The sequence below is a fragment of the Emticicia sp. MM genome, assembly GCF_001649495.1.
This window is the reverse complement of sequence record NZ_LXHX01000099.1, coordinates 47,261-54,082: the sequence shown is the minus strand read 5'-3', so window position 1 is coordinate 54,082 and position 6,822 is coordinate 47,261. Positions and strand designations below refer to the sequence as shown.

Sequence of the window (6,822 nt, the reverse complement as noted above, 5' to 3'; positions counted from 1 at the left end):
TTATTTTAAACTTTTTTTGAAGTGTGCTATTGCACATTAAAATTATTGCCGTACTTTTGCACCACAATTCGCTAACGCAGACGATAAATGGAACCAGTCGGCCCTATCGTCTAGCGGTTAGGACAAGTCCCTTTCACGGATTAAACCGGGGTTCGATTCCCCGTAGGGTCACGAAGTCGCTGCGATTAAAAAATCGTTAACGCCTGATAATTTTCTAATTATCGGGCGTTTTCTTTTAATGCTATCTTCAATTTCACTCCTTCTTAAATTTTTACAAAAAAGTTTTCATCACTTCTGCAACCTTGCTTGATTTATTCTCGTATCTGACAATAAACAAAGAGAATTCTTTTATAATGGCCATTTAAAAAGATAAATCTATTATTGTTATCGAGTCTTAAATTTATCCTAAATTTACTTTTCTTTATGGAAACATCACAATTAAGTAGAGGCCAATTTTTGAAGCAACTTGGGCTGAGTAGTGCGGCATTAATGTCATTTTATTGTTTGGGTACGGGACTCACATCATGCTCAAAAGACGAGGCAGAACCAACTCCAACGACTGGTGGTAGTACAGGTTCTACAAATTCAGGCGTAACAGGGACAACATCTGGTGCAATTGATTTTACGATTGATTTGACTAATGCTAATTTTTCGAAGCTAAAAACCGCAGGCGAGTTTACTTATGTAGCCGACATTATTATCGTTAATGCTAAGGGAACATTTGTGGCCTTATCAAAAGTTTGTACACATCAAGGTACGACAATTAATTATAGAAGTGGTACAAACGATTTTCTGTGTCCTAATCATGGTTCACAATTTAAAATCGACGGTTCTGTGCAAAATGACCCAGCCACAAAAGCTCTTACTGTGTATAAGACTGAACTTTTAAACAGCGGAAATTCCTTAAAAATCAAAGCTTAATACCCTATTCTAAATTTCTCAGCAAATATGTAGAAATTTTGGAAAACATAAATCCATTGTTTTTAATTTGACGTATATGTAATTAGTAATTATAGAAATAGATTACAGTAAACTGGTAAATTTATTTAAAGATATCTAAGTCTGTAACATTATATTGAGTTACAGCGTAGTTTACCCTAGTCATTTCTTTAGTTATTTATGTAAACTGGAAAATTACATAAACAAAGTTTTAAGTGTTTTTCAAATACATATAGTAATTATTGTTTAGGGGTATGTGTTTTGATGAATAAAGGAAGCCAAATTTTTTGGCTTTCTTTTTATATTCCTTTTCTAAACTTTTATACCTTATTAATTATCATGAAGAAAATTCTTGTATTGCTGTTATTCGTATCTTCTGCAATTATAAATCAAGCTCTTGCCCAGACCGATGCCGATAGTCTTTTAAACGATTTGGATGCAGGAACTGCAAAAACGGAATTACTGCCCAAACGAATGCTTTTATCTCAAAGGCTTTTTTGGGGTGAGCATGGGCTATATCGAAGAACTGGAATTGCTCCGAAGCTAACACTCGAAAATCGTGAGCGAGAATTAAAGATTCGTAGAAATATGTTTAAAATCCATCAAACACTGGGTTTTATTACAGCAGCTGGTATGATTACACAAGGAATTTTAGGCTCTCGTTTGTATAAAAATGAAACATACAGTGATAAACTTAAGAAGACTCACGGAGCAGTAGCAACAGGTGTAAACATTGGCTATGCAACAACGGCTTTAATGGCCTTTACAGCCCCTCCTGCGATGCTAAACAGAAAAGGTATCAGCAATATTAAGGTTCATAGATATTTGTCTTATGTGCATCTTTCTGCTATGATTGCTACCAACGTCTTGGGTCCTCGAATTAGTGATAATTATAAATTAAAGCCTTATCACCGTGCCGCTGCTTATACTGCAGTTGGAGGCTACTTGGCCGCAATCGCAATGATTAAATTTGAGTTTTAGACTCAACTCTCACATTTTTGATACTAATCAATGAAACTAAGATATAGTTGCCTTGTTTTGTCGCTGATTTCTTTTTTGGGAGTCGCACAGCAACAAGATGTAAATAAGATATTTGCCGATAAAAGCGTTTCAAAGGTAATTTATGCCATGAAACACCCAATGCACGACTGGGAGGGGGGCTCGAAAGACGTAAATGCCGTGATAGTGTATAATAAAGCAACCAAGAGCGTTGATCAAGTGGTGGTTTCGCTTAAAGTAGATTCGTTTGATAGTGGAAACTCTAACCGTGACTCACACGCATTGGAGGTATTAGAAGGTTTAAAGTTTCCGAAAGTGACTTTTGTTAGTACAAAAGTCAAACCAAATGGAAATGTCCTTAGTATTGATGGAAATCTAACTTTTCATGGCATTACGAAGGCGATTACGATTACTGCAAACCGAAATGACACAGCCAATAAAATGACTTTTGAAGGCAAATTTGATGTTTTGTTGTCTGATTATAAGGTAGATAGACCTTCGCTCTTTGGTGTAAAAACTGAAGATTTTATCAATTTAAAGTTTAATTTGAGTTTCAATATAAAGTGAGGAAATGACGAATTTACTTCTGTTATTCCGATTTTTAAAATAAACATTAAAGAACTGCAATGAAAACGCTCTCAAAGATCCTCGTAGCTATTTTACTTCCATTAATGGCTTTTTCACAGCAAGATTTGACTAAGATTTTTGCCGATAAAAGTGTTTCGGCGATTACTTACGAAATGAAACACCCCATGCATGATTGGGAGGCTGTCTGTAAAGACGTAAATGCGATAGTAGTCTATAATAAAGTAACGAAAGGGATTGAACAGGTAGCGGTATCGTTAAAAGTACAATCGTTTGATAGTGGAAATCCGAATCGAGATTCACATGCTTTAGAGGTTTTAGAAGCTCTAAAATACCCAAAGGTAACGTTTGTTAGTACAAAAATAAAGGCCGTAGCCGAGATGCTAACCGTGGAAGGGAATCTGACGTTTCATGGTATAACCAAGCCAATGACAATTATTGCTTCTCGTGAAGATTTTGTAAATAAATTGGTCTTTGAAGGAAAATTTGATGTGTCGCTCACTGATTATAAAGTTGAGCGACCATCATTATTTGGTATGAAGACCGACGATATGCTACACTTTAAGTTTAAATTTATCTATAAGTTGTAGTTATTGCCATTTAAGCGTTTCAAGAATATGTCTTGAGTCAATTTTGACGTAATCAATGATTGGCTTCAATGAATCATTTTCAGTCGCTGTCATCAAATATACAGCTCCTCTGAGGTAATGTTTGGTGCTATCAGTCACAAAAAACTGGTAAGGACTTGGCACTTCGCCTTCTAATTCAAAAATAACTGCTCGTTTTCCACTTTTCGTAGTCAAAATCTTATCTGTTATCGAATAAGCTTTTTTATCGTGGTTAAATGCCAATTTAGCTGCATCACCCATCATGTTTTGTAGTCTGCTGAAGTCATTTTTGACGGGCTTGTACGTAAACTGGATACGCGTATTTAGTTTTGGATAATAAACAATTATCCAGTGCGGTTCGGCTTTTTTGAAAGTATCAAGCTGAATAATTGCTTCCTTTGAGTACTCAAAGGTATAGGGGTGTTCGTTCGGTAATGTTTGATATTGATGCGGAGGCAAATCAATTCGATTAAATCCCCGAGGTTTTGGCGAATATTCTTGGTCTGAGTTTTTGCAGCTTCCGAGCCAAATGCCAACAATCATAACTATTACTATTTTCACAACCTGTATTTGGTGCATAGAATACTTTTTCTTAATAAATATAAACTCCTGTTTTTTCTTCGTCGCTCAAAATTACCTGAATATGCTCATTGAGAGTTGTTGAAAGCGAATATCCAACGTAATCTGCCGCCATCGGAAAATTAGGATGGTTGCGGTCAACGATTACGGCAACTTGTATTTTTTTGATTGGAATACTCAAAAAGGGACGCAAACTAAATGCCAAAGTTTTCCCGGTATTGAGTACATCATCACATAAAACGATGTTTTTATTGCGAAAAGTATCTACTTTACTTTCAATATTTATTTCTGGTTGTTCGGTTGCTTGTTTATCAAAAGATACACGTGCGATATAAATATCAATTTCTGAGATTTGTTTCAATTCTTCTACTAAGATTTCTGCAAAAGTGTAGCCTTCTCCATTGATTCCTGCAATAATTATCGAGGATTCTTCAAAGTTTTGTTCATAAACTTGATAGGCAATTCTACGAATTTTTTGAAGAGTTTGGGTCTTATTTAATAACTGATTTGACATAAAATAAACTTTTTATACTTGATTTATTGTGCCTAAGATTTAAAAACAAAATAATTGGTTTGAATTTTGATATTACTACTTTGAAGCTCTTTTGGACTGATCCAATATGAAAAAACGTATCCGTTTAGTGATTTTTTGGCATAGTTTGTGCAAATGACTTTAGTAAATAATATTAACGAACAAAGATAGTCAAAACTTAATCATTATGAAGTTCATGAAATACTTAATGTCAGCAATCGTTTTCATTTTTCTTACGAGTGCCACACGTCCAAATGATGATGACACCAAGAGAAGAAGAGAAGATAATGAGTTGGCTGACAGAATCAGGATGTCGTTTAGAGGTGGAAACCCTCGAATGTTGGCAAGTTGTCTAAACCAGCAAGTTGAACTGGTGATAGATTCAGAAAAAATCGACTTCCAAAAAATTTCAGCACAACAAGCAGAACAGATTTTTAAATCGTTCTTTCAAAAAAATCCTCCATTGGCATTTCAGTATGTTTATCAAGGAGCATCTAACGCTGACCTTCGTTACAGTGTAGGCACGTATCGCAGTCGAAACAAAGATTTCTTGGTTTATATCTTGGTTCGTCGTGCTGATGCCAACAAATATGTGATTGATACGATTCAGTTTAGAGAGGGGTGATATTGCTCTACTTACGAATTTTATAGATACTTATCACAAAATAATAGGAAAGGCTCTGAAATTGTCAGAGCCTTTTTCTATTTTTGTGTTTTCAAATCATAAGTGAGTGTTTATACATAATGATCAATGTTAAATGCTTTATGTTTAATTTGCTGATAGACAGGAGATTATGTTGTGTTGATAATTTAAAAACAAGGCAAACAAACTGAAAATGATTTCTTGGAATTAAAAAAATAAAGAGAATATCAAAAATTAGACAGATATTGAAGCACCGATTGAGTATTTAATGACAATAAAATAAGATGATAGTAAAAACTAAAAAATTTGCCTTAGACCCCAAAGAATATGTGAGTATTTCGTTTAAGCGTCACATGAAAAACGAGTGGAAATGGTTGTTGATTCCAGCGGCTATTTTTTTATTGGGTTTGGTTCTTCATTTCACGGGAGCATACAAAAACTGGTGGATTCCAGTAGTATCCGTAGTGGGTGGTGGTCTTTATGTGTTGTTTTGGTATGCACAATTTTATGCGGCCTCACAAATGGAGCAAAACAAACAAATGTTCGACAAGTTTATGTACGAAATTGATAGCCGCCAAATTTTAGTTAAAATCAATCAAAAAGAAGGTGGAATTATGAAATGGGAAAGTATTCAATCGGCTGAACGAATGGCTGATGCTTTTTTATTAATCATCGGTAAAGGTCAATTTTTACGCTTTCCATTTACAGTTTTTAATAGTGAGCATGATTTGAAATTATTTGAATCAATCTTGAAGCGTAAAGAACTTCTATAATTTACTAATTAAAAGGTATTTAGAATATGGAAAAATAAACTAAATGCCTTTTAATTAGCTCATAAATGCTAAATGTCTTGTATTGATTGATGTTTGCCAAGTGTTAGTAGCAGCCTAACAATTTTATAAGTAATAATATTCATTAAGCTGCATGTTTTTCGCTTAATTTTCTTATTATTACATGATGAATATAAGAAAGGTTCTCTTCGATTATGATGAGTAGTATATTGTTACTGACATGAAAAAAGCTTTCCTTTTGATGTATTACGGTTTTATTTCTGCTTTATTTTTTTTTGATTTCTTTCAAGAACGAGATATCATGAAAAAAATAGGAGGATTAGAATCGTTTTTTAATATAATTCTGGTTTTTTATACCATTCAATATAAGAATAAGAAAGCAAAATTTGATCTGGTTGATTTGTATTTAATTGAAGCTCTACTTTTTACAGCAACTGGTGGGCTCCTTCTCCTATTTTTTAAAGACTATCAATTATTGATGTTTATCAATACAGTTGGGTTTTACTTAACCCAATTTATGTATATCAATATTTTTAGAACCGAAGGTAGTTTTTTGCCCGCTTTTTCTTCAGTAATCAAAGACTGGAAAATAATTATACTTACAATTCTATTTTTTTTAGGTTTAGCTTATTTTCTGATTACTTATACACCTAATAGTCTTCTTGTATTAAGTTTTGTCTATTCTACCCAAATGATGGTGCTTTGTTGGATGGCTTATTTTCGACCAATACCGTCTAAAGCATTTTTTATGGGTTTTGCAGGGGTTTTCTTATTGGTTATGTCTAATCTGTGGTTAGCCTTCAACTTATTGTATCGACATTTCAGCTATGGAATAGGTATATATTTTGTGCTTTATGCGACCTCGCAATTTTTGCTCGTTGAGAGTATTCTGTATAATCAAAATCTGAGTAAAAATTAGCTTGCCATTAGATAATCAATCGTGGCTAAGTCAATGGCTTCTTCAACATTCATTCCTTCTCGGAGATAATTTAGAGAAGTGCGTAAATAAATCAACTCATCTTGGAGATTTGGTCTTACTCCAGTGGTTTTTTCGAGTATTTGCTCGATGTATTCAGTCGGAATTTGGATATACTCTTGCATCGTTTTTGTAGTTTAAATAGTGCTGGATTTTAACTACAATATCAA

At 33.9% G+C, this 6,822-nt stretch carries 10 protein-coding genes and 1 tRNA gene; 8 read left to right on the top strand and 3 right to left on the bottom strand.

Annotated features, from left to right (window positions below; translation table 11 throughout):
- Window positions 1-99: 99 nt before the first annotated feature.
- The 5 genes from A6M55_RS12590 to A6M55_RS12570 all read left to right on the top strand — a co-directional run bounded on the left by A6M55_RS12590 (window position 100) and on the right by A6M55_RS12570 (window position 3,113).
- Window positions 100-171: transfer RNA gene (locus A6M55_RS12590), tRNA-Glu, on the top strand.
- 252 nt (window positions 172-423) lie between these two features.
- Window positions 424-921 carry a ubiquinol-cytochrome c reductase iron-sulfur subunit gene (locus tag A6M55_RS12585; protein WP_064197942.1) on the top strand — a complete coding sequence of 166 codons (498 nt, stop codon included), beginning with the start codon at window positions 424-426 and terminating at the stop codon, window positions 919-921.
- Between the two features lie 357 nt (window positions 922-1,278).
- Window positions 1,279-1,920, top strand: a complete 642-nt coding sequence (locus A6M55_RS12580) for a hypothetical protein (RefSeq protein ID WP_064197948.1) — start codon at window positions 1,279-1,281, stop codon at window positions 1,918-1,920.
- A gap of 30 nt (window positions 1,921-1,950) precedes the next feature.
- Complete coding sequence (locus A6M55_RS12575; protein ID WP_064197941.1) at window positions 1,951-2,505, top strand: YceI family protein; 555 nt, start codon at window positions 1,951-1,953, stop codon at window positions 2,503-2,505.
- A gap of 59 nt (window positions 2,506-2,564) precedes the next feature.
- The gene (locus A6M55_RS12570; protein ID WP_064197940.1) at window positions 2,565-3,113 is read left to right on the top strand and encodes a YceI family protein; all 549 of its coding nucleotides are present in this window, start codon (window positions 2,565-2,567) and stop codon (window positions 3,111-3,113) included.
- Here the strand turns inward: A6M55_RS12570 and gldD are convergent, their stop codons facing one another.
- Both gldD and A6M55_RS12560 read right to left on the bottom strand, forming a co-directional pair.
- On the bottom strand, window positions 3,114-3,710 hold the full coding sequence (gldD, locus tag A6M55_RS12565) for a gliding motility lipoprotein GldD (RefSeq protein ID WP_064197939.1): 597 nt from the start codon (window positions 3,708-3,710) through the stop codon (window positions 3,114-3,116).
- A 13-nt stretch (window positions 3,711-3,723) separates the two neighbouring features.
- A complete protein-coding gene (locus A6M55_RS12560) occupies window positions 3,724-4,224 on the bottom strand; it encodes a phosphoribosyltransferase family protein (RefSeq protein ID WP_064197938.1) in 501 nt (166 codons plus the stop codon).
- A 205-nt stretch (window positions 4,225-4,429) separates the two neighbouring features.
- On the opposite strand from A6M55_RS12560, the gene A6M55_RS12555 reads away from it, so the two are divergent.
- The 3 genes from A6M55_RS12555 (at window position 4,430) to A6M55_RS12545 (ending at window position 6,595) form a co-directional block, all read left to right on the top strand.
- The gene (locus A6M55_RS12555; RefSeq protein WP_082893013.1) at window positions 4,430-4,867 is read left to right on the top strand and encodes a DUF4783 domain-containing protein; all 438 of its coding nucleotides are present in this window, start codon (window positions 4,430-4,432) and stop codon (window positions 4,865-4,867) included.
- 302 nt (window positions 4,868-5,169) lie between these two features.
- A complete protein-coding gene (locus A6M55_RS12550; protein ID WP_064197937.1) occupies window positions 5,170-5,658 on the top strand; it encodes a YcxB family protein in 489 nt (162 codons plus the stop codon).
- A gap of 319 nt (window positions 5,659-5,977) precedes the next feature.
- Window positions 5,978-6,595, top strand: a complete 618-nt coding sequence (locus A6M55_RS12545) for a lysoplasmalogenase family protein (protein WP_197491704.1) — start codon at window positions 5,978-5,980, stop codon at window positions 6,593-6,595.
- Here the strand turns inward: A6M55_RS12545 and A6M55_RS12540 are convergent.
- On the bottom strand, window positions 6,592-6,777 hold the full coding sequence (locus tag A6M55_RS12540) for a hypothetical protein (RefSeq protein ID WP_064197935.1): 186 nt from the start codon (window positions 6,775-6,777) through the stop codon (window positions 6,592-6,594). The two genes, A6M55_RS12545 and A6M55_RS12540, sit on opposite strands and share 4 nt — an antisense overlap.
- Window positions 6,778-6,822: the final 45 nt, after the last annotated feature.